Origin of the sequence: Serpens gallinarum, from assembly GCF_014836765.1 — a bacterium.
Taxonomy (GTDB): domain Bacteria; phylum Pseudomonadota; class Gammaproteobacteria; order Pseudomonadales; family Pseudomonadaceae; genus Serpens; species Serpens gallinarum.
In genome coordinates, this window is the sequence record NZ_JACSQG010000004.1 from 251,997 (window position 1) to 278,161 (window position 26,165).

Annotated in this window: 23 protein-coding genes and 1 pseudogene; 11 read left to right on the forward strand and 13 right to left on the reverse strand. The window is 62.0% G+C overall.

Features of this window, described 5'->3' with window-relative positions; genetic code table 11:
• Window positions 1-38: 38 nt before the first annotated feature.
• Window positions 39-977, reverse strand: a complete 939-nt coding sequence (locus H9642_RS10485) for an SGNH/GDSL hydrolase family protein (protein WP_251836387.1) — start codon at window positions 975-977, stop codon at window positions 39-41.
• A 232-nt stretch (window positions 978-1,209) separates the two neighbouring features.
• Between H9642_RS10485 and H9642_RS10490 the strand changes: the two genes are divergently transcribed.
• Complete coding sequence (locus H9642_RS10490) at window positions 1,210-2,286, forward strand: acyltransferase family protein (protein ID WP_251836388.1); 1,077 nt, start codon at window positions 1,210-1,212, stop codon at window positions 2,284-2,286.
• Here H9642_RS10490 and H9642_RS10495 read toward each other — a convergent pair.
• Together H9642_RS10495 and chrA are read right to left on the reverse strand one after the other, a co-directional pair.
• Entirely contained in the window at window positions 2,281-3,855 is a 1,575-nt protein-coding gene (locus H9642_RS10495) for a phospholipase D family protein (protein ID WP_433962692.1), read from the reverse strand. The two genes, H9642_RS10490 and H9642_RS10495, sit on opposite strands and share 6 nt — an antisense overlap.
• 90 nt (window positions 3,856-3,945) lie before the next feature.
• The gene (gene chrA / locus H9642_RS10500; protein ID WP_251836389.1) at window positions 3,946-5,154 is read right to left on the reverse strand and encodes a chromate efflux transporter; all 1,209 of its coding nucleotides are present in this window, start codon (window positions 5,152-5,154) and stop codon (window positions 3,946-3,948) included.
• A gap of 288 nt (window positions 5,155-5,442) precedes the next feature.
• Between chrA and H9642_RS10505 the strand changes: the two genes are divergently transcribed.
• Both H9642_RS10505 and H9642_RS10510 read left to right on the forward strand, forming a co-directional pair.
• Window positions 5,443-5,694 (forward strand): heavy-metal-associated domain-containing protein, encoded by a 252-nt coding sequence (locus H9642_RS10505; RefSeq protein ID WP_251836390.1) that lies wholly within the window; start codon window positions 5,443-5,445, stop codon window positions 5,692-5,694.
• A 92-nt stretch (window positions 5,695-5,786) separates the two neighbouring features.
• The gene (locus H9642_RS10510; protein ID WP_251836391.1) at window positions 5,787-6,245 is read left to right on the forward strand and encodes a DUF411 domain-containing protein; all 459 of its coding nucleotides are present in this window, start codon (window positions 5,787-5,789) and stop codon (window positions 6,243-6,245) included.
• Between the two features lie 249 nt (window positions 6,246-6,494).
• Here H9642_RS10510 and H9642_RS10515 read toward each other — a convergent pair whose 3' ends face one another.
• Window positions 6,495-7,043 (reverse strand): DUF1003 domain-containing protein, encoded by a 549-nt coding sequence (locus tag H9642_RS10515; RefSeq protein WP_251836392.1) that lies wholly within the window; start codon window positions 7,041-7,043, stop codon window positions 6,495-6,497.
• A gap of 75 nt (window positions 7,044-7,118) precedes the next feature.
• Window positions 7,119-8,681 carry a sigma-54-dependent transcriptional regulator gene (locus tag H9642_RS10520; protein WP_251836393.1) on the reverse strand — a complete coding sequence of 521 codons (1,563 nt, stop codon included), beginning with the start codon at window positions 8,679-8,681 and terminating at the stop codon, window positions 7,119-7,121.
• Between the two features lie 230 nt (window positions 8,682-8,911).
• Here H9642_RS10520 and phhA point away from each other — a divergent pair, with 230 nt between their 5' ends.
• Together phhA and H9642_RS10530 are read left to right on the forward strand one after the other, a co-directional pair.
• Window positions 8,912-9,694: a phenylalanine 4-monooxygenase gene (gene phhA, locus H9642_RS10525; RefSeq protein ID WP_251836394.1), complete on the forward strand. Its 783-nt coding sequence runs from the start codon at window positions 8,912-8,914 to the stop codon at window positions 9,692-9,694.
• Window positions 9,695-9,734: 40 nt separating this feature from the next.
• Window positions 9,735-10,085: a 4a-hydroxytetrahydrobiopterin dehydratase gene (locus H9642_RS10530; protein WP_251836395.1), complete on the forward strand. Its 351-nt coding sequence runs from the start codon at window positions 9,735-9,737 to the stop codon at window positions 10,083-10,085.
• Between the two features lie 21 nt (window positions 10,086-10,106).
• Here H9642_RS10530 and arfB read toward each other — a convergent pair whose 3' ends face one another.
• The gene (gene arfB / locus H9642_RS10535; protein WP_251836396.1) at window positions 10,107-10,520 is read right to left on the reverse strand and encodes an alternative ribosome rescue aminoacyl-tRNA hydrolase ArfB; all 414 of its coding nucleotides are present in this window, start codon (window positions 10,518-10,520) and stop codon (window positions 10,107-10,109) included.
• A gap of 182 nt (window positions 10,521-10,702) precedes the next feature.
• Between arfB and H9642_RS10540 the strand changes: the two genes are divergently transcribed.
• Together H9642_RS10540 and H9642_RS10545 are read left to right on the forward strand one after the other, a co-directional pair.
• Complete coding sequence (locus H9642_RS10540; protein WP_251836397.1) at window positions 10,703-11,224, forward strand: Hsp20/alpha crystallin family protein; 522 nt, start codon at window positions 10,703-10,705, stop codon at window positions 11,222-11,224.
• Window positions 11,225-11,364: 140 nt separating this feature from the next.
• Complete coding sequence (locus H9642_RS10545; RefSeq protein ID WP_251836398.1) at window positions 11,365-12,402, forward strand: metal-dependent hydrolase; 1,038 nt, start codon at window positions 11,365-11,367, stop codon at window positions 12,400-12,402.
• Between the two features lie 489 nt (window positions 12,403-12,891).
• On the opposite strand, the gene H9642_RS10550 is transcribed toward H9642_RS10545, so the two are convergent.
• Entirely contained in the window at window positions 12,892-15,156 is a 2,265-nt protein-coding gene (locus tag H9642_RS10550; protein WP_251836399.1) for a beta-agarase, read from the reverse strand.
• A gap of 145 nt (window positions 15,157-15,301) precedes the next feature.
• On the opposite strand from H9642_RS10550, the gene H9642_RS10555 reads away from it, so the two are divergent.
• The 3 genes from H9642_RS10555 to H9642_RS10565 all read left to right on the forward strand — a co-directional run bounded on the left by H9642_RS10555 (window position 15,302) and on the right by H9642_RS10565 (window position 17,232).
• Window positions 15,302-16,024: an SIMPL domain-containing protein gene (locus H9642_RS10555; protein WP_251836400.1), complete on the forward strand. Its 723-nt coding sequence runs from the start codon at window positions 15,302-15,304 to the stop codon at window positions 16,022-16,024.
• Window positions 16,025-16,070: 46 nt separating this feature from the next.
• Complete coding sequence (locus H9642_RS10560; protein WP_251836401.1) at window positions 16,071-16,724, forward strand: HAD family hydrolase; 654 nt, start codon at window positions 16,071-16,073, stop codon at window positions 16,722-16,724.
• A gap of 118 nt (window positions 16,725-16,842) precedes the next feature.
• Complete coding sequence (locus H9642_RS10565; RefSeq protein ID WP_251836402.1) at window positions 16,843-17,232, forward strand: VOC family protein; 390 nt, start codon at window positions 16,843-16,845, stop codon at window positions 17,230-17,232.
• A gap of 95 nt (window positions 17,233-17,327) precedes the next feature.
• On the opposite strand, the gene H9642_RS10570 is transcribed toward H9642_RS10565, so the two are convergent.
• Window positions 17,328-18,290 (reverse strand): zinc-binding dehydrogenase, encoded by a 963-nt coding sequence (locus H9642_RS10570; protein ID WP_251836403.1) that lies wholly within the window; start codon window positions 18,288-18,290, stop codon window positions 17,328-17,330.
• A 137-nt stretch (window positions 18,291-18,427) separates the two neighbouring features.
• Here H9642_RS10570 and H9642_RS10575 point away from each other — a divergent pair, with 137 nt between their 5' ends.
• Window positions 18,428-20,512: a carboxy terminal-processing peptidase gene (locus H9642_RS10575; RefSeq protein WP_251836433.1), complete on the forward strand. Its 2,085-nt coding sequence runs from the start codon at window positions 18,428-18,430 to the stop codon at window positions 20,510-20,512.
• A 141-nt stretch (window positions 20,513-20,653) separates the two neighbouring features.
• Here the strand turns inward: H9642_RS10575 and H9642_RS10580 are convergent, their stop codons facing one another.
• The 5 genes and pseudogenes from H9642_RS10580 to H9642_RS10600 all read right to left on the reverse strand — a co-directional run bounded on the left by H9642_RS10580 (window position 20,654) and on the right by H9642_RS10600 (window position 26,138).
• A complete protein-coding gene (locus tag H9642_RS10580; protein ID WP_251836404.1) occupies window positions 20,654-21,760 on the reverse strand; it encodes an FUSC family protein in 1,107 nt (368 codons plus the stop codon).
• Between the two features lie 38 nt (window positions 21,761-21,798).
• Complete coding sequence (locus H9642_RS10585) at window positions 21,799-22,713, reverse strand: DMT family transporter (protein WP_251836405.1); 915 nt, start codon at window positions 22,711-22,713, stop codon at window positions 21,799-21,801.
• A gap of 291 nt (window positions 22,714-23,004) precedes the next feature.
• A pseudogene (locus H9642_RS18470) lies at window positions 23,005-23,538 on the reverse strand (methyl-accepting chemotaxis protein); the annotation flags it as partial.
• A gap of 1,305 nt (window positions 23,539-24,843) precedes the next feature.
• Window positions 24,844-25,017, reverse strand: a complete 174-nt coding sequence (locus H9642_RS10595; protein ID WP_251836407.1) for a hypothetical protein — start codon at window positions 25,015-25,017, stop codon at window positions 24,844-24,846.
• A complete protein-coding gene (locus H9642_RS10600) occupies window positions 25,014-26,138 on the reverse strand; it encodes a PepSY-associated TM helix domain-containing protein (RefSeq protein WP_251836408.1) in 1,125 nt (374 codons plus the stop codon). Before H9642_RS10600 ends, H9642_RS10595 begins: the two co-directional genes overlap by 4 nt.
• Window positions 26,139-26,165 lie beyond the last annotated feature (27 nt).

Below are 26,165 nucleotides of genomic sequence, written 5' to 3' on the forward strand. Positions count from 1 at the left end.
CGCCCGACCGTGACGGTCGCCCGCGAGGGGTTCGATATTCAATAGCCTTTGAAGCCGATCAAGTAGTCACGCACCCACGCGGCGACCTTGCGATTGCCCGCCTCATTCAGATGAATATCGTCATCGCGCAAGGAGTGCGGCGGTATGCCCTTCTGGTAATCGGCGACATCACGGGGATCTGACGGATCGTAGCTTTGCACCAGCAACTGCCAGACATCGAGGAAGTTGTTGGGGTAGGCGTTGCGCAAGCCATCGCGGATCTCGACGAAGTAGTGGTAGTTCGGCGCACCGATGTACTCGTCGCGGTAATTGCCATTGGGTGGCGAGAGCACCACGAAGCGCTTGTTGAGGGGTTTGAGGAACTCAACCATGGCGCGCACATCGGATAAGACCTGCGCCGGTTCGTCATAGTTGTTGCGCCCCGCCCAGATCACCGCGATCTCGAAGTCGGTCTCGCCCACGTCAGGCATGAACGGTAATGCCACCGGTACCTCGACGGCGGCCCCCGGTGTCGTGCGGGTGAATTCGTAGGTTTCCTGGGAGAGTCGCCGCAGCACTCCTGCCACGCCACCAATACTGCCTTCAATCACCTGCTTGCCGTAGATGCCCATGGGCGTGACGGTGAACGACTCCACTCGTACCGCACCGCTGGCGGGGATCCGTCCGCCCACGAGCGTCATGTAGGTGGGCCGGCCGCCTTGGCGGGCGGCAATTTGCGCACTGGTGTTGCCGCCCACCCCACGACTGGTCACGGGACGGCCGGTGAGCTTGGCGAGAATACGCGGGTAGGACGCACTGGTCAGCGAGTCTCCCCAGCACACAATCGAAGGAAGCCCGTGCAGCCATTTTTCCATTGCGCCTGGAGCCCTCGGCCCGCTTGGGGCGCTGGTATATCCCGAGTCGGGCGGTACTACCCGGTCGGATGCGGCCTGGGCCATACAGGCCAGAACCAGTACAAGGCCGGCGAGAATTTTCATGAATCGCTCCTGCGAAATAAGCTGTCCAGCTCCCGCACGGCCAGAGAAACCGCCTGGCCGAGTCTTCGGTCTAGCCGTTTTTGACCGGTTGTCAAAAATCCCAGGCGTACGTTCTTAGCCCACCGCCAAGCTGCTTTACTCAATCGTTTGGAGCAAGGATGCCCGTCTGCTCGCCCCTTCGAGAGCACAACCACAGGCTGTGGCTCGTAACCCGACAGAAATGGAGTTCTGCATGCCTTCCGCCGCCCCGCTTATTCCCGACAAACTCGACAGCATCCAATTACTGCGTGCGCTCGCGGCCTCCGCTGTGGTCATTTACCACATTCCGCTGTTTCGCAACGGCGCCTGGGGCGTCGACATTTTCTTCGTCATCAGTGGCTTCATCATGGCTCTGGTTACCGCCCACTCGACCCGGCATTTCCTCACCAAACGGATTATCCGGGTGCTCCCTCTTTACTGGCTGGGTACCTTGGGCGTATTCGCCATCGCCCTGCTGTTGCCGAGTCTGCTGGACAACACCACGGCGGATCTTGAAGGTCTGATCAAGTCACTGCTGTTCATCCCCTACCAAAAAGGCGAGTACGTGCAGCCGCTGCTGTTTCTGGGCTGGACGCTGAATTTTGAGATGTTCTTTTATGCCCTGTTCGCCTTGTCCATGGCTATCAATCATCGCCACCGACTGCTGATCTGCTCCCTGATGATCGCGGTACTGGTGCTGCTGGGCCACGTGATGAAGTTCGACGCAGTCGTGCCGGCCTTTTATACCGACGCGATTCTTCTCGAGTTCATCTTCGGCATGGGCTGTTATGCCCTGTATGCACGCACCGCAGCCTGGCGCGCCAGCCTGACCACCGGCATGCGCTGGGCGCTGGTGCTGCTGGGTGTGGCCTGCCTGGCCTGCATGCCGTTCAGCGACGTGCTGGACCCTCTGCTCGGGCGAGCCGGCTACTGGGGCATTCCGGCACTGTTCGGGTTTCTGGCGATTGTGCATGGCCTGTCGAGCATCCGGCTGCCCACGGCGGTGGTGTTGATCGGCGATGCCAGTTTTTCCCTGTACCTGTTCCATCCCTACGTGATGAAAGCGTTTGGCAAGGTTGTCCCGGTATTCGATACGCCCAGCGCGCTGGCGTACCTGACCACGCCGCTGGCTATCGGGCTTTGCTACCTGGTGGCGATCATCATGTACCGCAGGGTGGAAGTGCCGATCACCGACTGCCTCCGCGCGGTCTTTCTCGATCGGCGACCCGCTGTACGGACACCGGCGCGGGTGCCAGTGCCGGTGCCCAGCAAGGCGAAGCCGGTGTTATAGCAACCAGTCGATCGGTAGCAACGCCAGCACGCTTACCCCCAGGCGCTGCCAGACCGTAGTTCCGGGTTCGCGGGCGTGGTACACGTCCTGCCCGCCAACCTGCTCTATCCAGTACAGCGTGCCGTCGTCCGTCAGGCGCACTTCATAGGCCGTGCGGGCGATGCCGCTATTGAACATATCGTCGATTTGTCCAGCCAATACCGGATTGTCAATGATCAGGCCCAGCTCGGTATTCAGGCTGACCGAGCGCGGATCGAAGTTGAACGAGCCAACAAACACGCGCTGACGATCCACCGCGAAGGTTTTGGCGTGCAGACTGGAGCCGGAGCTGCCGAACGGGCCGGTGCGCTTGCGCTTGTCCATTTCCGGATTCAGCCGACGCATTTCATACAGCTCGATGCCCGCTTCGAGAAGCGCCCTACGGTGTTTGGCATAACCGGAATGCACCGCTGCCACATCGGTGGCGTCCAGCGAATTGGTCAGGATGCGTACCTTGACGCCCATTTGCGCCAACGCCACGAACGCTTCGACACCCGCCTGGGTCGGAACGAAATACGGCGAAACCAACTCTACGTCGCTACGCGGCACGCCGATGATTTCGTGCAGCTGAAAAGGCAACAGCGCTTCCGGTTCGGCCCGCCCCAGCCCTTTGGCCGGGTCATCGCTGACCAGGCGGGTGGGCGACCACTGAAATGTCAGCGAACCCTCCAGCATCTGGCCGATGAAGTTCGATTCACGAATGGCCTGCACATAACTGGCGGCGGCTGGGCTGCGCTCCACCAGCGAGGCGGATGTCGCCAGACGCGTAAGCTGCTCGGGATCGGCCACTGGTAACAACAGCCCAACGGGATAGCTGGATTCGCTGGCCCAGTAACGGTCAAAATCGCTCGACACTTCCGTCACCACCGGCCCCACTGCGATCACGTCCAGATCCGCGAACAGCACGCCGTCTCCGGCGCCGAAATATTCATCGCCAATATTGCGCCCACCAACGATGGTCGCCTGGCTGTCTGCCGTGAAGGATTTGTTGTGCATGCGCCGGTTGAGACGGGAAAAGTCGCTGAGGAAGCCGAACACACGCGGGCTGCGTACAAGGAAGGGATTGAACAACCGAACCTCGATCAGCGGGTGTGCATCCAGGGCACGCAGGGTGGGGTCCAGGCCCGAGGTATTGTTGTCGTCAAGCAACAGACGCACCCGCACCCCGCGGTCGGCGGCCTCGTGCAGCGCCTCGAACAACAAGGTGCCGGTCATGTCGCCGCGCCAAATGTAGTACTGCACGTCCAGGGTGCGCTCGGCGGCGCGGGCCAGCAGCACGCGGGCGGCGAAGGCATCCTGGGCATCGGCCAGCGGGAAGATTCCGGAAAGTCCCGGATGCGCCTCGATTTCCGGCGCCAGGGCACGGCCCAGCGGGGTTGCGGCAGACTCGGCAGGTTCAAGGGCTTTCGATTCCAGTCGAATATCTGTGGGCGGCAGCGCCCTGCAGCCCATCAGCAAGGCGACGCACACTCCGCCGCACAGCGTCCAGCGCGCCACATCGGCCAGCACCTGCACCCAGTCCGCCATCATTCAGTTTCCCCTCGATGAAGCCGCAACACCGCGCGGAGTATAAGGAAAACGTGGCGTGGAGGGCGCACCAGACGGCACCACCCCACAGGCTCAGAGGCCGCTCAAGCCCCAGCCACCCAACCCGCACCCCAGCACCACCAGCCAGGGCGGCAACTTCCAGCGCATCAGTGCCACCAGGGCCAGCAGCGCCAGGGCGAAATCACCGAAGGTAAGAATCGCGCTGGTCCACACCGGCCGATACAGCGCCGCCAGTAGCAGGCCGACCACCGCCGCATTCACGCCGATCAGCGCCGCCTGGGTGCGCAGGCTGGCGCGCAGGCGCTCCCAGAACGGCAGCACGCCGATGACCAGCAGAAAAGAAGGCGCAAACACCACCACCAGACACAGCAGTCCGCCCAGCCAGCCGCTCGGTGCGCTGTTCATGGAAGCGCCGAGAAAGGCCGAGAAGGTGAACAGCGGACCGGGGACCGCCTGGGTCGCACCATAGCCGGCCAGGAACGCCTCATTGCTGACCCAGCCAGTGTGGACCACTTCGCTTTGCAGTAAGGGCAACACCACATGGCCACCGCCGAATACCAGCGAGCCCGCGCGATAGAATGCATCGATGAGCTGGGGTGTCTGGCTGGGCCACAACTGGGCAAGCACGGGCAAGCCGAGCAGCAATGCAAAAAACAGCCCCAGCATCAGCAGTCCGGCGCCGTGCCCGACCGTGATTGGCAAGGGTTCATGCTCACCGTCACGGCTTGGCTTGAACAGCAACAGACCGAGCAGCCCAGCCCCAATGATCACGGCAACCTGGCCCAGCGACGAGGGCCAGGCCACCAGGATGCCGGTGGCCAGGGCCATGATTGCGACCCGCGGCACGTCGGTACAGAAGCTGCGGGCCATCCCCCACACCGCCTGGGCCACCACCGCCACGGCGACCACCTTGAGCCCGTGCAACAGCCCCGACGGCAACAGCTCCCCCCAACGGGTGATCCCCAGGGCGAAAAGAATCAGCAGGATCGCCGACGGCAGGGTGAAGCCCGCCCACGCCGCCAGCGCACCGCGATAACCGGCGCGTGACAAACCCAGCGCGATGCCCACCTGACTGCTGGACGGTCCGGGCAGGAACTGACACAGCGCCACCAGGTCGGCAAAGCTGCGCTCGCTCAGCCACTGGCGGCGGCTGACGAACTCGGTGCGAAAATAACCCAGATGCGCAATCGGCCCGCCAAACGAGGTCAGGCCTAGACGCAGAAAAACCTTGAACACCGACCAGCCGTTATCGGCGTGGCGAACTGCAGGGGTAGCGGACATGCAGGGAATCCGTAAGTGAATAAGCCAGCGATCATAAGACCGGGCGTATGTTACATGCGTCCGAGTGGTGCTTAGACATGCCGCGCTGGCGGGTTGCAGGCGAGGCCGCCCTTACGGGTGCGCTCATGCTTCACCACCCCCTGCGCTATTCGCGGATCTTGATAAAAATCAATCCTTCGCGTCCTGGTGCAGGGCAGACTCACTTCCCGAATCCCCCCTTGACCTTGCCCTCGTGACAAGGTCGAAAATGGCCCCAAGGTCCTGGCCCCTACTGCTCGAGGAACCACCATGAACACGATCGAACTCCGCGTTGAAGGCATGAGCTGCGAATCCTGCGTCAAGCATGTCAACGAAGCCCTGATGCCCCTCAATGGCGTGCAAAGCGTCCAGATTGATGTAGTGACCGGACGCGTCCGCGTCGCCGGCGAAGCGGACAGCGCCGCGCTGATTGCCGCCCTGGACGAGGCCGGTTATCCCGCCACCGTTGATGCCCCCGCGGCCAAAAAAGCCTCTTCGTGCTGCGGCGGCTGCTGCGGCTAGTCAGACGCTGCATACCCTGGCGAACCGGGTGGAATGTGCAAGCATCCGCCCGCTGCCCCCATCTCCAAGCCCAGAACATCGGAGCGACCACCATGCATTTCCCCACTCGTAAAACCTTGCGCATCGCCGCTCTGAGCACCCTGCTGTTCAGTGCCGTCGGCCAGGCCGCAGAACCTGTGGTCATCGACGTGCACCGCGATGCCAACTGCGGCTGCTGCAAGGACTGGATCAAGCACCTGGAAAGCAACGGCTTCACCGTGCGTGATCATGTCGAGCGGGACATGGTCGCCGTCAAGCAGCGGCTCGGCGTTCCGCCGCGTCTGGCTTCGTGCCACACCGGCGTGATTGACGGGCGCTTCGTCGAAGGCCATGTGCCTGCCGCCCAGGTGCTGGAATTGCGCAAGCGCCCCGACCTCGCCGGCCTCGCCGTACCAGGCATGCCGATGGGTTCGCCGGGCATGGAAATGGGTGACCATCGCGATGCTTATCAGGTCATCGGCTTGCGCAAGACCGGCGCCGAGCAGGTCATCGCCGACTACCCGGCGCACTGATCCGACCGCTACCGCCGCGCTCTTCAGCAGGCCGTTGAAAAAGCGTAGGCGAGCAGGCAATACGAGGCGCAACGCAGTAACAACCGAAGGTTGGTCAAAACAGCCGAAGAAGCGCAGTTTAGGTGTTCTAAATGAACATTACTCACTTCGTTCGCCCTTCGGGCCGCGCTGAAGCGCGCTAGCCGCAAGCGGCTTTCGAAGGCTGTTTTTAACGAAGTATTGCCAACGCAGGTAGCTTTCAACGGCCTGTCAGCGCGGCGTTTCGTTGTGCGCAACAAAGCGGGCATGTATCTCGGCAGTCAGCTGCTCGATCCGCTCGCTCAGTTGCTTGGTTGTCTCGGTCAACCGGGTGTTCTGTTCCATCAGTTTCAACAATTGCTGCGTATTCTGCGCGGCCTGCGCTTGGCGATGTTCATTGGCCAGTGCCAGGGCTTCACGATGCCGGGCGTCAGCTTCGGCGTGGGCCTTGTCGCGGGCGGCCTGACGGGTCTGGGCCAGCAGAATCAGCGGCGCGGCATAGGCTGCCTGCAAGCTGAACGCCAGATTGAGCAGGATGAACGGGTAGACATCGAAACGGGCAACGCCCAGGGTATTGGCCGCCATCCACGCCAGCACGATCAGCGTCTGCACGCCGAGAAACAACGGCGTGCCGAAAAACCGCGCAAACGCCTCGGCCTGCAAAGCAAAGCGGTCGTTGCCGAAGGTCGGCGTCAGGTGCGCATGGGGTCGATGGAAACGCAGGTGATCGACCGACGGTTCATCCCCATGATTGGCGGATTGGCCCGAGGTAGTGTTCATGGCAGTCCCTCTTGGTTCGAGACCCACGCCGACATCGGCGTCTGCCAAAAACTATAGCGGCAGTTGACAGGCGCCTTACCGCCCTCCATTTCCCGACAACCCATATTCGCGCAGCTTGTTGGCAATGGTGGTATGCGACACGCCGAGCCGCTTGCCGAGCAGGCGGCTGCTTGGGTATTGGCCATGCAGCCGCTCCAGCACGGCTTTTTCGAAACGACCGAGAATCTCGTCGAGACTCCCCTCCGTGGAAAATTCGCCCAACGGGTGCGGTGCGCCGTAATCCGGCAGGCGAATGTGCTCGGGCTTGACCACCCCGCCCTCGCACAGCGACACCGCCTGGAACAAGGTGTTTTCCAACTGGCGCACGTTGCCCGGCCAGTGGTAGTTCAACAGCCGTTCCACCGCCTTGGGCGCCAGACTGGGCAAGGCACAACCGATCTGCCGGCTGGCCTGATCGAGAAAATGCTCCGCCAGCGCCGGCAGCCCGTCGAGGCACTCGCGCAGGGGCGGAATATGCAGGCTCAGCACGTTCAGACGGTGATACAGGTCTTCGCGAAACTCACCCCGCGCGCACAGCTCGGACAAATCCACCTGAGTGGCACAGATTACCCGCACGTCCAGGTACACCTCTTCGTCGCTGCCGACCCGGCGAAAACCGCCGTCCTGCAAAAAACGCAACAGCTTGGCCTGCAGTCGCGGGCTCATCTCGCCCACCCCATCGAGAAACAGCGTGCCGCTGGAGGTGAGCTCCAGCAGGCCGAGCTTGCCTTCCGGCCGTGCCCCGGCGAAGGCGCCGGGGCCATAGCCGAACAGTTCGGTCTCGGCCATGGATTCCGGCAGCCCGGCGCAATTCAGCGCCATGAACGGCGCCTGGCCACGCGGGCTGGCCAGATGGCAAGCGCGCGCCAGCAGCTCCTTGCCGGTGCCGGTCTCGCCCTCGATCAGCAGCGGCGCATCCAACGGCGCCATGCGCCGCGCTTCACGCACCACGGCCGCCATCCGCTTCGAACTCTGAAAGATACTGTCGAAACCGCGCAGCTCATGCTTGCGCACCTGATAGATGCGCTCGCCGACCCGATCTGCGCGATGCAGGCTGAGGACCGCGCCGGCCAATGCATCACTGCCATCGTGCTCGACTTGCAGCGGCGCGATATCGGCCAGAAACACATCACCCTTTACCTTGATCCGCAAACCATTGATCCGCGATCTATTGGCGCGCACCAAGGCGGGCAGATCGAAATCCTCGACATATCGCGCCAGGGCAATGCCCGGCACTTCGTCCACGCGCACGCCGAGCAGATGGGCGGCAGCGCGATTGGCAGCAACGATTGCGCCAGCCATGTCCACCGACAGCACCGGAAACTCCAGCGCGCCAAGCAGGGCATTGAGTTCCAGATGACGTCGCTCGCTGGGCATCAGACCGACACGTTTAACGCCGAACACACCCTCAATTCCTTCCAGCTTCGGCTGCAAGGCATGGAATTGCAGATTGATCAGGTTCGGGCAGTGCAAATAGATGGCGTTGCCCTGCTCGCCGCCCACCTCGCCACGCGCCACATTGACGCCGTAATCCACCAGTCGATCGAGAATGTCCCGCAGGATACCCAGGCGGTTCAGGCAATGAATCTTGATGCGCATGTTTTTCAGCCCATTAGGGAGAGTCAAATGAGAGCGTGCCGTTTTTTGCGTCAGCTTTTCGTGACGCTCTTTCCAGCTCAGCGTAGCCGAGCAGGCCAATTGCCGAATGGCGTAAGCCTGGCGTTACAGACGGAGCGAATCTGCTCGCCCTTGGCAGCCGTTTTCTCAGGCACATTCCTGCACGTCTGGGCTAGGTTCGAAGCATTACTGCCCATGGGCGGAGGCCATTCATGAGCACTCAGTACCAAGCCCGCAAACCGGACCAAAAAGGTTTCATCGCCTATCCCGAGGCCGAACATCAGGTCTGGCAGATACTGATCGAGCGCCAGTTGCGATTGATCGAAGGGCGCGCTTGCCAGGACTATCTTGACGGCATCGACCAGCTGGCCTTGCCGCGTGATCGAATTCCTCAGCTGGACGAGATCAACCAGGTGCTGGGTAACACCACCGGCTGGCAAGTAGTCCGGGTACCGGCGCTGATCCCCTTCCAGACGTTCTTTGAACTGCTGGCCAGCAAACGCTTCCCGGTTGCCACCTTTATCCGTACCTTCGAGGAGTTGGATTACTTGCAGGAACCGGACATTTTCCACGAGCTGTTCGGACACTGTCCGCTGCTGACCAACCCTTGGTTCGCCGCTTTTACCCAAACCTACGGCCGCCTCGGCTTGCAGGCCAGCAAGGAAGAGCGGGTATTTCTCGCCCGCCTGTACTGGATGACGGTGGAGTTCGGCCTGGTCGACACCGAGGCCGGGCGACGCATCTACGGCGGCGGCATCCTCTCGTCGGCCAAGGAAACGGTCTATTGTCTGTCCGAGACGCCTGAACACCTGCCTTTCGACCCACTTGAAGCCATGCGCACGCCCTACCGCATCGATATCCTGCAGCCGCTGTACTTCGTGCTGCCGACCCTCAAGCGTTTGTTCGAGCTGAGCAACGAGGACATCATGGGCTGGGTACACCAGGCCATGAAGCTGGGATTGCACGCGCCGAAGTTTCCGCCAAAGGCCGCCTAGTCGTCATACCAACAAGAACACGCACGTTAGGAGAATCTCCATGTCCGATCTGACCCAAGCCCATTGTGAAGCCTGCCGCGCCGACGCGCCCCACGTCTCCGAGGATGAACTGGCCAGCCTGCTCAAACAGATTCCCGACTGGAGCGTGGAAACCCGCGAGGGCGTCCTGCAGCTGGAAAAAACCTTCACATTCAAGAACTTCCGCCAGGCTCTGGCCTTCACCCAGGCGGTCGGCGCAATCGCCGAAGCCGAAGGTCATCACCCTTCGCTGCTCACCGAATGGGGCAAGGTCACCGTCACTTGGTGGACGCACAAAATCCGTGGACTGCACCGCAACGACTTCATCATGGCGGCGCGCACCGATCAGGTAGCTGAACGCCCTGGTGTCTGAACGGAACCGGCCGCGCGCTTGCTAGAAATCCACCTTACCGCGCCCGGCCTTGATCGTGGCGCGCTTGCTCTTGCCCTCCAGGCGACGCGTCTTCGAGCCGAGGGTGGGCTTGGTTGGCCGACGCGTCTTCTCCACCTTGGTCGCGCTGCGGATCAGCTCGGCCAAACGCGCCAAGGCATCGGCGCGGTTCTGTTCCTGGGTACGGAACTGCTGCGCCTTGATGACGATCACCCCGTCGGCGGTGATGCGGCTGTCGCGCAAGGCCAACAGCCGCTCCTTGTAGAACGCCGGCAATGACGAGGCGCGGATATCGAACCGCAGGTGCAGCGCACTTGAGACCTTGTTGACGTTCTGTCCACCCGCGCCCTGGGCACGAATGGCGGTCAGTTCGATTTCGCTGTCAGGCAATTCGACGCTGTTGGAAATGTGCAACATGGAAGTTCCGAGAAGCCAGGGCGGCGTGAGGATAACGCAGAACACCGTTGGTTTGACCACCAACGCCAGCCAGCTGCTTTCCGACCAGTGTCATCACCGATCCATTCAACTCGCTCTAGTTTATTTATGCAGGCTCCTATTTATATAAGGAGGATTTCGCCATGAATGACACTGACAAATCCATGCAGGTCGATCAGCAGCGCGAGCGCTCTTCCAACATGCAGGAATCCGGGCGGCATCCCATCAGCCGCCTGCGCCGGCAGATCGACAACCTCTTCTCGGATTTCGGCCTGGGTTCGCCTATGTCGCCGTTCGGAAGCAGTGCTTTCGAGTCGCCTTTGTGGGGGGCGGAGACTGCGGCCAATCGCCTGATGCCCGCAGTGGATATCTCTGAGAAACAGGACGCCTTCGAAATCACCGCCGAATTACCGGGTCTGGAAGAAAAAGACCTCCAGATAACACTGGCCAACGGCAACCTGACGATTCAAGGTGAGAAGAAGGCGCAATCGGAAGAAGACAACAAAAATTCCTATTACTCGGAACGCTACTACGGAAGCTTTCAGCGCAGCTTTTCACTGCCACAGGATGTGGACGCCGAGAAAATCGAGGCACGCTTCAACAATGGCGTGCTGACCCTTCACCTGCCGAGAAAGCCGGAAGCCATGCCGACGCAACGGCAGATTCCCATCTCCTCCGGCGGATAGCCGGTTTCGATGGCGCGTTCGGTTTTACCGAATGCGCCATCCCTTGCCATCGCCACCCTGAAGGATTTGCTCAAGATTAATCACTGTTTCTTTTTCGCCTCTCGGGTAAGTTAACCACCCGTCCGTTACCCGGTACCCCCATGGATTCCATCACCCAGGCTGTGCTCGGTGCCAGCATTCAAGGCGCGATGCTCGGTCGTTGGCAGGGACGCAAGGCTCTGCTGTGTGGCGCCATGCTCGGCACGCTGCCGGATCTGGATGTGGTCATCGACTACGGCGATGCCGTGGCGCAAATGACCTATCACCGCGGCTTCAGTCATTCGTTGTTCGTACTCAGCGGCGCAGCGCTTCTGTTGACCTGGCTGGTGCGACGCTGGCGACCGAATCCGGGCTATACCGGCGCGCGCATGCTGCTGACAATCTGGCTGATACTGGTCACGCATACCTTGCTGGACTCCTTCACCAGTTACGGCACCCAGCTGCTCTGGCCACTGACCTCGCCGCCGATTGCCTGGGCCAGCATCTTCATCATCGACCCGCTGTACACCCTGCCGCTGCTGGGCGCGGTGCTGGTCGGGGCGGTCATTGGGTTAGGCAACAAAGGCCTGCGTTGGCAATACGGTGCGCTGGGACTGTCGAGCCTGTACCTCGCCTTCACCCTAGCCGGTCAGCAAATGGCGGAACATCGGGTTCAGCAGGCGTTGACCCGCGACGGTATCCAGGCCGAGGCTATGTTCAGCACCCCGACACCGTTCAACAGCCTGCTCTGGCGGGTCATCGTGCTGGATGGCGAGCGGTACCACGAAGTCCTGGTCAGTTGGCTCGACCCCCAGCCGCCCGCGTTGCAGTCATTGCCGCGCGGGCTCCACTGGCGTGAGTCGCTGCGTGACTCGCCTCAGCATGCCCGGCTGGAGTGGTTTTCCCGCGGCATCCTGCGCTATGACCGCATTGGCGATCAGCTGGTGGTAACCGATTTGCGCATGGGCATGGCCGGCTACCACCCTTTTCGCTTCCCCATGGCCGAATGGCGCGACGATCAATGGCAGCCGATTGCCTGGGTGGAGCGACGCCCCATGCAGCGCAGCGATACCGCCCGCCTGCTGACCCTCTGGCAGCGGATCTGGAACCCGCAAGAAAACGTGCCGGTGATGGCCTGGGCAGAGGAGTTGCGCCGGTAGTATCAAAGCGGAGCCGCAGCTGGCATAGGGCGGCGGCGCTCGTTGCAGGCGGAAGGGCTGGAAACCGGATGCTCGGCGAGCACCCCGCCGGCGGAGTATTCCGTGCGGCAGGCTTACCTAACACCAAAATGGAAATAACCGACCCGAATATGTAGGGGCGAATTTATTCGCCTGGCACCGATCCCTTCGATGACTGCGGGGCGACGACGAGCGATGTGGCTGAGATCCTATGTTGGTCGCGGCATCAGCGTGGACTGAAGGCCCTGCTCCAGGCGAATAAATTCGCCCCTACCGGTTACGCACCAGCCCGTAGGGTGAATGTCGCTTTTTACCCCTCCAATACCGCTCGGTGGAGCGCCACCCGGTGGATCGCCACCCGGTGGATCGGTGAAGCGCGATCCACCCTACATTTCGCTGCCGCATCGCACCGTCACGGAGGACGGTTGAGCGCAGCGCTAGCCATCCGTTGTCGTCTCACCCTTCCACACGCTACGGCTGCCCTTCTGAATCCTCAGCCCCGCCCACCGCCACCGGCAACCAATCCTGCGCCACGCGCAGGTTGGCGCGACGGACAGCCTGTACGAAGCTGGCGAAGGGCCGGTCGGTGATACCGACCAGGCCTAAATGGCCATTTTCGCCATCCAGCAAGCGACCGGTCACGGGCTGGTCCAGATACTGGAACCAGTGAACGCCCACCAGGCTCGGTTCTTTCGTCGCCCGCTCGAGAAAATGTGCATAGGCCGAGCCCCGTGCTTCTTCGGTGGGGACTTCGAGCAACCCCGGCCAGAACGGGCCGCGATCTCGAGAGCCGAAACTGAACTCGCTGATCAGCACCGGCTTGTCCAGTGCCTGCAACGCGGCAAAATCATAGCCCTGCTGCGGCGCACGGGTGTAGACATTGAAACTCAGCACATCGCAGTACTGTGCGCAGGCCGCCAACGCCTCCGGCGTGCTGACCGCGAAACGCCCACCGAGCAACAGATGATTGGGCGCATGCCAGTCCAGCGCATCGGCGACGGTCTTGAAATAGGTGTCGGCGTACAGGCGCAGAAAGCGTTGAAAATCCTCTTCGATGGCGGGAAATTCCGCGCTCGGCAACGGCGCCTCGAAGCCGGGATCTTCCATCAATTCCCAGGCTGGCAGTTCGATCCCCCACGCCTGGGCCAACCCTTGCTGGTTGCGGTACTTGTCGCGCAACAGCTTGAGGAAGGCTCGTTTAGCCGGCACATCCGTCGTCGCCCGCAACGTGCCATAGGCCAGCGCATAACGCGCATGGGGATGTTCGCCGGGCGCGGCCCAGGCCAGTTCGTTGTCAGCGAAGAAGCCCAGCAGCCAGGAATCGTCCCGCCGGCCGCGCGCGGCAATGGCGATGTTGCGCTCGGCGGCCATGGCGAAACGTGGATCGAATGGATCGGGCATGGCGCCCCACCAGTCATGGCCAGTGGAGATGGTCGCGTAGTCGCCACCGATCAGCAAAGGCAGCGTATACGGCATGCGCTGCGGATCACGCAGCTCCGCGTCGCTCCAGTTGCCGATGCTGTTGAAACCCCAGGCCTTGAGGCGCTGCAGAGACTGCTCGGCCCATTGGCCGACGACCGCCTGGTTGCGCATCAGGATGCAGGCTTGTGCCTGTTCCGCGGTGATCTCGTTGAGTCTGACCGCCTCGTTAGCCGGGTCGCAGGGAGCACAGTCCGCCGTTTGCCGACAGGCCTGTTCGGCCCGTACCCGGTAGCGATTGGCGTTGTAGAAGTCGTACCAGTGGCCATGGTCGAACTGCCGATTGCGGTTGGCGCCGATGTCGCTGCGGTTGTCCGACTCGCCATAAAAGGCCGCCAGGGCCTGGTCAGGCTCCGGCAGGTCGCGAAACATCGCCTCGCGCCCCTGCACATAGGTTTGGCTGTGCTGACGCGTCACCGCGTTGACGCCCAGGGAAAAGAACGGGTTGCCTTCGGGACTTTGCAGGTACCAGCGCCCGTCGACCTTCACTGTGGTGAAAAACCCCGTGGCCGGAAAGCTGATGCCACCCCGCAAGCCGCCAAAGCGATCCTGCTCGGGTAACTGCTCAAGCAAGGGGACCAGGGCTTGGTCATCCTGGGCCACACTGTCGCGCAGTTGTTCATCGCTGCCGATCTTTTCCGGCCACTCGCCCCGAGTGAACTGCCCGTAGCCGTCGACGATCCCCTCATACGCCGCTTGCAGCTGATCTTCCGTCGTCACGCCAAAATGGCCGAGCAGCACATGCTGCGGCACATCGGGATTATTCAATGAGAGGGTTACCGATTTGACTTGATCGACTTCGATCTCGCCGTCCACCGAGGTGGCCAGCAGCAGGCGATTGCCATCGCGCATCCATGGCATCGGCGGCGGGGCGCGCATACCTTGCTGCAGAGACGAGGCGACACGCAGCGGCACCACCAAAGTTTGCGCTGGCCCGGCCGGCAGTGCCACCTGGGTGACCAGTGTCTTGGCATCCCCACTGTTGATACGCACATTCAGGGTCAGATCCCAGTCCATGGCATTCTGGATACGCAGCGTGATCGCCTGCGCCTGACTCCAGTCCCAGCTGCCGGACTGCGGTTCCATGCGCATGCGCGGCCGCTGCGCCGCATTGAAGCTGAGCCTGCGCAGCACCTGCCCCTCGGGCGTCGTTTCCGCAGTCAGCTCGGGAAACCAAGCATCCCGCGTACTGACCTGCACCACATCGATCGGCCGCACGAAGCTGAACAACGTCTGCTCGTCAGCCTTCAGTGGCATGGCCAGGCAACAGCTCACAATCCATATAAAAAAGGCAGGCTTCATCGCAACGGCTCCCTGACACACCGGCAATAGACCACGCCGCGTTCCAAAAGATGCTAGCCGGCTTAGAATGCAAGCCAGTTCCTTCTTCGGAGTATTCCCCATGCCTGTTGCCCGTCTCGGTCTGCTTCCCGCTGTCATTCTAGGTGCCGCCCTCGCGTTCGCCGGCTGGTCGGTGGGTCAAGGGGTGGAACGCTTCCGCATGGCCGACCGCACGGTAACGGTCAAGGGCCTGGCGGAAATGGATGTGAAAAGCGATTTCGCCATCTGGACCCTGGCGTTCCGTCGCGGCGGCAATGCCTTCGATGAGGTGCAGCGCCAGCTCAGCGCAGACCGTGAGCAGGTGGTGGCCTTCCTGGCCGCGCAAGGCTTCAACCCCGATGAAATCGAAACCCGGCCCTTACAGGTCCAGGACCTGCTGGCTCGCGAATGGGGCAACAGCAATGTCGCCCTGCGCTTTACCGGGCTGGGCCAAGTGGTGGTCAAGACCCCGCGCGTCGACCTGGTGGCCAAGGCCGCCAATGCCAGCGATCCGCTGATCCAGGCCGGCGTGCAGCTCGACAACCAGGACGGCTACGGCGGACCGCGCTATCAGTTGCGCGGCTTCAATGATGTAAAGCCGCAGCTGCTTGAAGACGCCACGCGCAATGCTCGCGAACAGGCGGCCAAGTTCGCCGCCGATGCCGGCGCCACCCTCGGCGGGTTGAAAAATGCCAATCAGGGTGTGATCAGCGTAAACAGTGACGACGGCGGCGACATGGACAGCTCACGCACCATCGGTAAGCGCCTGCGGGTGGTCAGCACCTTTCAGTTCGGCCTGGAGTGATCGCACCTGCGATCCAACCGCCCCTTTTACCTAACGAGGCTACCTGATGACCCTGGCCATTTTTGACCTGGATGAAACCCTGATCGATGGTGACTGTGCCAGCCTGTGGAGCCGGGAGATGGCCCGTCTGCAGTGGGTGGATGGCGAATCCTTCCTGCACCAGGAAAGTGCGCTGATGGCCGAATACGCGTTCGGCCGTCTGGACATGGAAGACTACATGGCGTTCAGCCTGGCGCCGCTGGTGGGCCGCACCCGGGAAGAAGTGGAGTATGTGGTCGAGCCCTTCGTGGAGAACATCATCGAGCCGCTGATCTACAGCGACGCCATGCGCTGCGTGGCCGAACACCGCGCTCGCGGCGAGCGCATCCTGGTGATCTCCGCCTCGCCACAATTTCTGGTCAGCGCCATTGCCGAACGGCTGGGCATCGACGATGTGCTGGCCATTGACGTTGAAGAACAGCACGGCTTTTTCAGTGGCCGTACCCAGGGCGTGCTCACGTACCGCGAGGGCAAGGTGCAACGCCTGGAAGACTGGCTGGTCGAACAGGGCGAAACGCTGCAAGGCGCCTCGTTCTATTCCGACTCAGCCAACGACCTGCCGCTGCTGACCCGCGTCGCCCATCCGCGCGTGATCAATCCTGACCCACGCCTGCGTGAATTCGCCGAACAGGCGGGCTGGCCGATTTTGCATTGGCAGTGACGCCGTTCTGTCGACCGAACGCCTCCCTTCCCTGCCTGATAACGCCACCTGCGTGGAGGTGCCAGAGCGGCCTCTGAATGCCAGACTGAGAGTAGATCCACTGCGCAGGTGATTCATCATGCTCTCGACCGCTCCTGTCACCCTCATGTTGCCGGTGATCGATTTGCACCGCGCCAGGGATTTCTATGAACACACGCTGGGCCTCAGGCCCGAGGGTCAGCGCCCGGACGGGAAATTCGTCTACGCCGCCGGCAGCGGTACACGGATTGCCTTGTTCCCCAAGGAAGGCGGCACCAAGGCCGACCACACGGCACTCAGCTTCGAGGTCGCCAATCTCGAAAGCGCGCTGCAAAACCTGCAACAGGCCGGTGTGCTATTTGAGGACTACGACCTTCCCGGGCTGAAAACCGTCAATCACATCTGCGTGCTCGGTTCGGAAAAAGCCGCCTGGTTCAAGGATACGGAAGGCAATTACCTGTGCATCCATGAAGATGTTTCGACGCCCTAGGTGCGCTGTACGCCGGATCTAGGCTTCAGGGAGCGGATTAGCGGCGCGGCCGTGTGGACACGGTGCGCCGCTATTCCATGCACTCACTCGCGAACTCAGCTCAAGCTTTCGTCGATCACCAGCACGATCTTGCCGTTCACCTGGTTGCTTTCCAGCTCGGCGAACGCCGCGTCGACATCCTGAGCGGCAAAGGTACGCTCCAGCTGCGGTTTCAGGCGGCCCTCGCCAAACAGCGGCCACACCTGCTGGCGCAGCTCACGGATCAGATCGGACTTGAAGGCATCGTCGCGGTTACGCAGCGTCGAGCCGGTCAGTTGCACGCGCTTGGCCAGCAGCTTGGCCAGGTCGAGCTCAGCGCGTCGGCCGCCCATCATGGCGATGATCACCCAGCGGCCGTCACGGGCCATGACATCCAGATTGAGCGGCGCATAGCTGGCACCCACCGGATCGAGAATGACATCGAAGGGCGCGTGGTCGCGCAGCGCTTCCAGATTCTCGCCGCGCAGCACGCCACCGCGGGCACCCAGGGATTCGCAATAGGCCAGGCGCTCGGCGGAACCGACACTGACCCAGCACGAATTGCCGAATGCCTTGCACAACTGGATCGCCGCCGAGCCAACCCCGCCGGCACCGGCATGCACCAGCACTTTTTCGCCCGGCTGCAGGCGCGCAAGCTGAAACAGGTTGAGCCAGGCGGTGGCGTATACCTCCGGCAGCGCCGCCGCTTCAACGAGGCTCAGGCCATCCGGCACCGGCAGCACGTGACCGGCATCGACCACCACCTCCTCGGCCATGCCACCGCCCGCCAGCAACGCGCACACTCGGTCGCCGACTTGCCAGGTACTGCCTGGGCCGACTTCACTGACCACGCCGGCGCACTCCAGCCCCAGCACATCGGTAACGCCCGGCGGTGGCGGATAATGCCCGGCGCGTTGCAGCAGATCGGCGCGGTTGAGACCGGCCGCCGCCACCTGGATGCGAATCTGGCCAGCGTCACAGAGTTCACGGCTCCGTTCTGCCCACTCCACACGTCCTTCGATACCTTGCAATGCCTTCACGCTGCCTCCATAGTGAGTTTCTGAATCGAGCCCGGATTGACCGGGCTTTTGCGTTATGCCGCCGACCCCCTCGCGGAGCCCGGCGCCCAGACAGACGGCCTACTATGCGTTATCACCTGACCCTGCGTCGACTCAACATCAAGCGCCTGCTGTGCGGCACTGCCCTGGCCCTGGCCCTCGGCGGGAGCGTCCTGCCAGTGGCTGCCAAGCCCACCAATGCGGGCGATTGGTCCGCTCTGCAGCCCGACCGCGACCAGGTGATCGCCAGCCTCAACGTGGTCGAATTGCTCAAGCGGCACCACTACAGCAAACCCCCGTTGGACGATGCCCGCTCGCAGAAAATCTACGAGGGTTACCTCAAGCTCCTCGATCCGTCACGCAGCTATTTCACCGCTGCCGACATCGCTGAATTCGATAAATGGCGCACCCAGTTCGACGATTTCCTCAAAGCTGGCAATCTGGAACCGGGTTTCGCCATTTACAAGCGCCACCTGGTACGCCTGACGGAGCGCCTGGATTACACCCTGGGGTTGCTGGATAAGGGGGTGGAAAGCATCGACTTCACCCTCGACGAAGACCTGCTGGTCGATCGCGAGGAGGCGCCGTGGGCCAAGGACCGCGCCGAGCTCGACGAGCTGTGGCGCAAGCGCGTTAAAGATGAAGTGCTGCGCCTGAAGATCGCCGGAAAAGAGCCCAAGGCCATCCAGGAACTGCTCACCAAGCGTTACAAGAACCAGCTCGCACGCCTCAAGCAGACCCGCACTGAAGACGTCTTCCAGGCGTACATCAACGCCTTTTCGCAGACGTACGACCCGCACACCAACTACCTGTCGCCGGACAATGCGGAAAACTTCGACATCAACATGAGCCTGTCGCTGGAAGGCATCGGCGCGGTGCTGCAAAGCGATAACGAAAACGTCAAGGTGGTGCGTCTGGTGCCGGCCGGTCCCGCCGAGAAGAGCAAGCAGATCGCCCCGGCCGACAAGATTGTTGGCGTTGCCCAGGGCAATGACGAAATGGTCGATGTGATCGGCTGGCGCCTGGATGAAGTGGTCAAGCTGATCCGCGGCCCGAAAGGCTCCAAGGTACGCCTGGAAATAATCCCGGCCAGCAACGCGCCGAACGACCAGACCAGCAAAGTGGTGACCATCACCCGCGAGGCAGTCAAGCTGGAAGAACAGGCCGCGAAAAAATCGGTACTGAAGCTGGCCCACGATGGTCGTGACTACAAGCTTGGCATCATCGAGATCCCCGCCTTCTACCTGGATTTCAAGGCCTACCGGGCCGGCGATCCCGAGTACAAGAGCACCACCCGCGACGTCAAGAAACTGCTCGGCGAATTGCAGAAGGAGAAGGTCGACGGCATCGTCATCGATCTGCGCAACAACGGTGGCGGTTCCCTGCAGGAAGCCACTGAGCTGACCGGTCTGTTCATCGAACAAGGCCCCACGGTGCTGGTGCGCAACAGCGACGGTCGCGTCGATGTACTCGCCGATGAAAACCCTGGCGCTTATTACTCCGGCCCCATGGCCGTGCTGGTCAATCGCCTCTCGGCGTCCGCCTCGGAAATCTTCGCCGGGGCCATGCAGGACTATCACCGTGCCCTGATCCTCGGCGGGCAGACCTTTGGCAAAGGCACGGTGCAGAGTATCCAGCCGCTCAATCATGGCGAACTCAAGCTGACCCTGGCCAAGTTCTACCGGGTTTCCGGACAGAGCACCCAGCACCAGGGCGTGCTGCCGGACATCGCCTACCCCTCGGTGGTCGACACCCAGCAGATCGGCGAAAGCGCCCTGCCGGAAGCCATGCCGTGGGATAGCATCAATCCGGCGATCCGTACCGATTCGGACCCGTTCAAGCCGTTCCTCGTCGAACTGCAGAAGCGCCATGAAAAGCGCACCGCCACCCACCCGGACTTTGTCTTCACCCGTGACCGGCTGAGCCTGTCCCAGACACTGATGAACGAAACCACCGTCAGCCTCAACGAAACCAAGCGCCGCGCCCAGCAGGCCGCCATCGAGGCCAAGCAGCTCGCCTTGGAAAATGCTCGCCGCGAGGCCAAGGGTGAAGAACTGCTGAGCAAGCTCAAGGACGATGACGAGGAAGACGCCCTGCTCACCGCAGCGGACAAGCCTACGCCTGAAGAAGATGCCTATCTGGCGGAAAGCGGACACATCCTGCTCGACTATCTGGTTCTGCAGCCGCAGGTTGCCAAGCACTAAACCCCAGCCGGGGAACCCCGGTTATCGGGATGTAGGGTGGATCACGCTTCACCGATCCACCCGTTGAAAGAGCCATGGTGGGAACAACGACATCCACCTACGGACTAAAATCCAGCCTCCCGGCACCCGCCGGGAGATCCCCTACTCTTTTGCCGACCCCGCAAAGCGGGCCGGAATCAGACGGCGCATAGGCCGGCCAATCACGTCGCGAAATCGTGGGTTGTGCAGGCAAATTCCGCCCACCAGCCCCACTAAACAGCCCAGCACCGTGTCATAGAACCGAGCCTCGATCAGCGTATTTGGCGAGCCCTGCCCGAGGGTCGCGGCTTCGGCGAGCAAAATCGTCAAGGGCGTGATGAAAATGGTAGCGAAGGCATAGTGCCGAACCACTGAATATTCGATCACGAACGACAGCAGCATCATGGTCAGCGCGATGCTCCAGTTGTTCAACGGCAGCAACAGCATTCCCCAGGCCACCAGCAAACCGATGACAGTGCCCAGCACACGTTGCAGTTGTTTGTTCCAGACGGCCTGCAGCGACGCACCCTGGATGACTGCCAGACAGGTCACCGGAACCCAATAGGGTTTGTCCAGCTGCAGCACCTGCGCCAACAGCAGCGAAATACCTACGAACACGCCAATAATCACCGAGTCGAACACGACGAAATTGAAGGTTGGCGGCAGCCGCTGCAAGACCGGCTGGGGAGGCAGCAAACGCAGGGTATAAAGGCTGTAGAAAAAACCGATCAGGCACGCCAGCAGCGCGCCCATGCTGATCAACCCGACCATCAGGGGCACCTGGAGCACCTCCAGCGGCGTATAGGCGCCGATGGCCGCAGCCATGATGAAGAACAGACTGCCCGGCATGCCCACCCCGTAAAAGCGGCAGACCATGGTGACCAGAATGCTGGCGAACACCAGCACCGGCACCTTCAACACCGGGAAGAAATGGCTGATCACCCCCAGCGCATAACAGGCGATCATCGCGAAGGCACAGGCCATCAGCATCACCATGCGGTGGGACATGGGTGTGTTGGGCAGGTACAGAAAGACCAGCCCACCCAATGACGACACCAGCCCGTATTGCAATTCTCCGAAGTAGGCGCCGACGAACAACGGCAGCCCCGAAGCCAGTGCTGCGGCGATGGGCATCTGCCACAACCGGTCGCTGGGAGTGATGGTCAGTAACAGACGCATCTGCTGCCGCAGCATCCCTTTGATATCCATCAGTATCCGTCCGCTCGCCATCTCACTCTCCTTGGTTGAAACGAAGGCATTTGCCGGCCTCAGGTCGTCGTTCCGTTCTCCTGGCGCAGCAACAAGCCGATCGACAGGATCACCAGCACGCTGCCGGGCAGCCACTGCCAACCAATGCGCTGCGGCTGTTCGCCAAACAACACCAGCATCGACACGAATGGCACCAGATAGCTGTAGGCCGTGATCGCCCCTGGGGTAAGCAACGCCGTGGCACGCTGCAGCAGCCAGAAGGTGGCCGCCGTCGAGAAGATGCCCAGATAAGCCAGGATCAGAAGATCCGATGGGCTCATGCGGGACAGCGCCTGTGGCGCCTCCCAGAACAGCCCCAGCACAGCAATCAGCAAGCCGCCGACGACCAGGCTCCAGAACGTACGTGGGACGGCCTGGCGTGCCAGCCAGCCGTTTTTCAAGCCCCACTTGCTCAACACCGGGAACAGTGCGGAAGCCACACACCCCAGAAAAAACAACAGTTCGCCGCGGCGCAACTGCAGTTCGCCCTGCTGGCCACCGCTTTCCGCCCACGCCAGGCCAAGCGCGCCGAGTGCGCCCAGTAGCAACAGGGCCAGCATGCGACCGGCCGGCTGCTCCACGCCGAGCCGGCGTCCCAGACCGTAGGCCATCAGCGGCACACTGACGTACAAGGTGGCCATGCTTAGCGCGCTGGCCCGATGCGCCGCCCAGAACATTGCGCCGAAAAAGCCGGCCAGGCACAGGCCCATGACGGCGTACAGCAGCAACCCCGGCAGGCTGGGCCAGCGTTCCGGTTGCCCCAACAGCAACGGCCAGACCGCCAATGCCGCGATGGCAAAACGCACCGCCGTCAGCAACAGGGGTGGCAGCCCCTCGCTCATCAGCCCCACCGCCGGGAAAGACAACCCCACCAGAACGGCCCAGAGCAGCATGCCCAGATGGGCACGGGTCACACCTTGCGTGTTGTTGGGCATCCTCGCCAGCCTCCGATAAACAGCTCCCGGTTGGACTCACGACTAGCGACAGAGTGCGCTGGACGCGAGTGGACTGTCCGGCTGGCACGTCAAATCCAATGAAAAGACCGAATGAGCAGGATGGCCTCGCGCCCCATTGCAGGACTGGCAATGCCGCTTCGTTCGGGCAGCCCACCGTGGGAATCCACGACTGCGCGGCGGGCTGCTCGTTCAGCTATTGATCGATCTCAGTTCCTTGCAACGAGCAACGTCGCCCTGCCCAGACGGCGCCGTTGCGGGAGCTGGTTTTTTTTAAGAACGCGTACGAAACCGGCTGACCTGGGTACGCAACGTCTGCGACAGACCCAGCAACTCCCGGGCGTAGCTGCTGGAGCTGGCAGCGGCCTGATTGGTATTGGCGATGCCCTGAGCGATCATTTCGACCCGTTGCGCGATATCCGTACCCGCCATGCTCTGTTCGTGCAGGCCCAGCTGGATCGAGTTGATGGCACTGCGCAGTTCAGCTGCCGACTCGTCCAGGCCGGACACCGCGCTCTGCACCTGCTGGGTGGACGCGGCGCTGTCCTGCACCAACGCCTGGGTCTGGCTCAGGGTGTTCAAGGCCATCTGCGAGCTGTTCTGAATATCACTGAGCATCTCGCTGATCTCGACCGTTGAGCTAGCAGTGCGGGCGGCCAGGTTGCGTACCTCATCGGCTACCACCGCAAAGCCTCGTCCCTGTTCGCCGGCTCGGGCGGCCTCGATGGCCGCGTTGAGCGCCAGCAGGTTGGTCTGATCGGCGATTTCGTGAATGGTGCGGGCGATTCCGTTGATGTTGATAACCTTTTTCGACAGCTCCTCCATGGTCACCGTCGACTCGGCCATGCTGTGGGCCACCTTGTTGATGGTCGACGTCGTCAAGCTGATGCCTTCAAGCCCCTGACGCACCTGGCTTTCGGTGTTTTGCGACAGATTCAGGGCTTCCCCGGCATGATCTGACATCGCCCCGATGCTCACCGTCAGCTCCTCGGTCGCCGCAGCGATGGCGGACGTCGCGTCGCTTTGTTCCTGCGCTGCCGCCGACACGATGCCGGCGTTGTGCTGGAGTTTTTCGCTGGCACTCAGTACCGCCTGCGCATCCTGGTGAATGGCGCCAATCAGGTCGCCCAACTGAGCCTGCATCTCCACCGCCGCCGCGAGAATACTGTCGCGATCACCGTGCGCCAGGCTCAGCGTCTGGGTCAGATCGCCTCCGGCGATACGCCGCAATGCAAGGGCTGCGTCGGTAGGCTCACCGCCCACTTGGCGCAATACGCCGCGCCCGATGAAGAACGTGGCCAGAGCGACCAGTAATAACGCCAACAGACTGATGATCATCGACATCCGCTCGGACGCTTCCAGCGATGCGATCAAATCGGTATTCCGGGCCGCGGCCCGCTCTTCACTGTTCGCTACCACGGCCATCAGAATGGCGCGCACTTCACGCCAAGCGGGCGTTTCTTCGGCATTCAGGTACACCATCGCCTCGCTGACGCGCTGCGCCTTGACCAACTCGATGACCCTGTCCTGCTTGGGACGCCAGGCACGGATTTTAACCTCCAGCTCATCGGCCCTGGGCGTCGATACCGGATGCCGGCGCATTCGCTCAATCAATGCCGCCGCCTGCTCACCAAAGGCCTTCACCGCATTGGCGTAGTTGTCATGGCCTCGCTGATTACCCGGGTCGAGCAGGATATTGCGCAACGCCTGGCCTGTTTGCAGGCCGTTGGCATAAGACTTTGTGGCGAGGCTATTGACGGTGATGAAGCGTTCGACGAACTCCTGCAATTGGTCCTTGCTGCGCTGCGCGTACCACAATGTTGTCGCGGCCAGCAGCGCCACCCCCAACACACTGGCTATCCCCAACAGCCACAGCCGCGCCCTTAACGTCTTTGTATTCACAGTTCTCGAACCTCTCGCACACAAGTCTCTGCCTCTTTCGGGCAGCTGATAAACAGGCAGCATTCTGGCGTCAAACGCCAAGCAGACCCACATCCGACTTTTATCGGGCAAAAATTGAATTACTTGACTAAAACGCTGAGATTAATTTTTAAGCCGTTCCAGCTGCATAACCTGGTCTACGAGTCGGGCCAAAGAACAGGCAAAGCGGCATCAACCGCGCCCCAGCCAGAGCGCCATCACGCTCACCACACCGGGTATACCGAGCCCCAGCCAGGCGAGAGCGTCCCACACCCCGTCGCCGAGCAGCGCGGCGAACAGTCCGACCGCACCCAGCCCCGCAATCACACTCGGAATACCCCAGGTCGAATCACGCCAGCGCGTCATACACGTACCTCGCGGCTGACCGGCGCCACGCTGCGCCGTCGCACCCACCACAGATACAAGCCGCTGCCGAGCACCACGATGGTCAGCCCATCCAGCAGCGCCCAGAGAATCTGCATGGGCCGGCCGCCGTAGTCGCCAAAATGCAGCGGCTGCGACAGCGACAGTGCGCTCATGTACCAGGGCGGCGTGCTGACGGCGGTAATCTCCAGAGTGCGCGCGTCGATCAGCACGGGCTTCCACAGGTGCGCGGTCAGGTGCGTGCTGCCTTTCATAAACACCGAATAATGATGCTCGCTGGAAAAACGCGTACCGGGGAACGCAATGAAATCCGGCTGCATGCCCGGCGCAGCGGAGGCGGCAATCGTCAGCACATCGCTGACCGGGGCCCGCTCAGTCAGCGGCGGCACATCGCGGTACGGCGCCACCATGGCCGCCAGACTTTCGGTGCGCCAGGCGCTGATCAGCAGGTCGGCGCAGGCGCTGATCACACCGGTCACGCCCACCACCAGCGCCCAGGTCAGGATGACGATGCCGATCAGGTTGTGCAGGTCCAGCCAGCGTGTGCGTGGCGAACGCTGGCGACGGACTTCGCCGAATTGCAAACGACGCATGAACGGCGCATAGAGCACCGCTCCGGAGATGATCGCCACCACGAACAACAGCCCCATGAAGGCCAGCAACAGCTTGCCCGCCAACCCGGCGAACATGTCCACATGCATGCGCAGGAAAAACATCATCAGCCCGCCGTTGGCCGCCGGCATGGCCACGGCCTCGCCGGTGCGCGCATCGAGCATGAAGGTATGCGAGCTGTTGGGTTCGGTGCCGGCGGTGGCGGCCATGATCGTCACCACGCCATTGGCGTCCTCTTCATCCCAGCCTAGGTATTGCACCACCTCGCCAGGCCGATGGGCCTCGGCGGCCAACACCAGCTGTTGCAGATCGAGCTGCGGTGTTTCGGCCGGCATCTGGCGCAACTCGGGCGCCTCGCCGAGCAAATGCTCCAGCTCATGGTGAAAGATCAGTGGCAGCCCGGTGATCGCCAGCATCAGCAGGAACAACGTGCAGATCAGGCTGGTCCAGGTATGCACGGCGGACCAGCGACGGATAGTGGAAGCGTTCATTGCACATCTCGATGTAAAACTGGGAAT

What these genes read in the sequence shown, in the direction of transcription:
- H9642_RS10530 (WP_251836395.1), top strand. Translation starts at nt 9,735, where the DNA reads ATGTCCGATCTGACCCAAGCCCATTGTGAAGCCTGCCGCGCCGACGCG.
- H9642_RS10495 (WP_433962692.1), bottom strand. Translation starts at nt 3,855, where the DNA reads ATGATGGCGGACTGGGTGCAGGTGCTGGCCGATGTGGCGCGCTGGACG.
- H9642_RS10600 (WP_251836408.1), bottom strand. Translation starts at nt 26,138, where the DNA reads ATGAACGCTTCCACTATCCGTCGCTGGTCCGCCGTGCATACCTGGACC.
- H9642_RS10585 (WP_251836405.1), bottom strand. Translation starts at nt 22,713, where the DNA reads ATGCCCAACAACACGCAAGGTGTGACCCGTGCCCATCTGGGCATGCTG.
- chrA (WP_251836389.1), bottom strand. Translation starts at nt 5,154, where the DNA reads ATGTCCGCTACCCCTGCAGTTCGCCACGCCGATAACGGCTGGTCGGTG.
- arfB (WP_251836396.1), bottom strand. Translation starts at nt 10,520, where the DNA reads ATGTTGCACATTTCCAACAGCGTCGAATTGCCTGACAGCGAAATCGAA.
- phhA (WP_251836394.1), top strand. Translation starts at nt 8,912, where the DNA reads ATGAGCACTCAGTACCAAGCCCGCAAACCGGACCAAAAAGGTTTCATC.
- H9642_RS10490 (WP_251836388.1), top strand. Translation starts at nt 1,210, where the DNA reads ATGCCTTCCGCCGCCCCGCTTATTCCCGACAAACTCGACAGCATCCAA.
- H9642_RS10580 (WP_251836404.1), bottom strand. Translation starts at nt 21,760, where the DNA reads ATGGCGAGCGGACGGATACTGATGGATATCAAAGGGATGCTGCGGCAG.
- H9642_RS10550 (WP_251836399.1), bottom strand. Translation starts at nt 15,156, where the DNA reads ATGCCACTGAAGGCTGACGAGCAGACGTTGTTCAGCTTCGTGCGGCCG.
- H9642_RS10540 (WP_251836397.1), top strand. Translation starts at nt 10,703, where the DNA reads ATGCAGGTCGATCAGCAGCGCGAGCGCTCTTCCAACATGCAGGAATCC.
- H9642_RS10565 (WP_251836402.1), top strand. Translation starts at nt 16,843, where the DNA reads ATGCTCTCGACCGCTCCTGTCACCCTCATGTTGCCGGTGATCGATTTG.
- H9642_RS10560 (WP_251836401.1), top strand. Translation starts at nt 16,071, where the DNA reads ATGACCCTGGCCATTTTTGACCTGGATGAAACCCTGATCGATGGTGAC.
- H9642_RS10515 (WP_251836392.1), bottom strand. Translation starts at nt 7,043, where the DNA reads ATGAACACTACCTCGGGCCAATCCGCCAATCATGGGGATGAACCGTCG.
- H9642_RS10510 (WP_251836391.1), top strand. Translation starts at nt 5,787, where the DNA reads ATGCATTTCCCCACTCGTAAAACCTTGCGCATCGCCGCTCTGAGCACC.
- H9642_RS10505 (WP_251836390.1), top strand. Translation starts at nt 5,443, where the DNA reads ATGAACACGATCGAACTCCGCGTTGAAGGCATGAGCTGCGAATCCTGC.
- H9642_RS10555 (WP_251836400.1), top strand. Translation starts at nt 15,302, where the DNA reads ATGCCTGTTGCCCGTCTCGGTCTGCTTCCCGCTGTCATTCTAGGTGCC.
- H9642_RS10595 (WP_251836407.1), bottom strand. Translation starts at nt 25,017, where the DNA reads ATGACGCGCTGGCGTGATTCGACCTGGGGTATTCCGAGTGTGATTGCG.
- H9642_RS10520 (WP_251836393.1), bottom strand. Translation starts at nt 8,681, where the DNA reads ATGCGCATCAAGATTCATTGCCTGAACCGCCTGGGTATCCTGCGGGAC.
- H9642_RS10485 (WP_251836387.1), bottom strand. Translation starts at nt 977, where the DNA reads ATGAAAATTCTCGCCGGCCTTGTACTGGTTCTGGCCTGTATGGCCCAG.
- H9642_RS10545 (WP_251836398.1), top strand. Translation starts at nt 11,365, where the DNA reads ATGGATTCCATCACCCAGGCTGTGCTCGGTGCCAGCATTCAAGGCGCG.